At 55.7% G+C, this 246-nt stretch carries 1 protein-coding gene; it reads right to left on the bottom strand.

What is annotated here, in order from left to right; translation table 11 throughout:
* Positions 1 to 37: 37 nt before the first annotated feature.
* Positions 38 to 246 (bottom strand): hypothetical protein (locus tag OH705_RS28315; RefSeq protein WP_267303584.1); only part of this gene is annotated, 209 nt, incomplete at its 5' end.

Here is a 246-nt window from a genome sequence, read left to right on the forward strand (position 1 = left end):
GTTCCGAATCAAGGCCATGCAGGTATTACACTCACGGTCATTCGACAAGGATACGCTCCCTCGCATCGGAGATCAGGACCAGCCCGACTAGGAGCATCACTCCCCCTACGGCAAAGGCATAAAGGGGATTGAAATGAGTCTCGACAAACTCGCCGAAGACGGCGCGCCGAACCATTTCGACACCGTGTGGAAACGGGAACATGAGATACAGCTCACGATAGCTGTTGGGCACCCAGGAGGCCATCG

Origin of the sequence: Pseudomonas sp. BJa3 (genome assembly GCF_026343815.1) — a bacterium.
Taxonomy (GTDB): domain Bacteria; phylum Pseudomonadota; class Gammaproteobacteria; order Pseudomonadales; family Pseudomonadaceae; genus Aquipseudomonas; species Aquipseudomonas soli.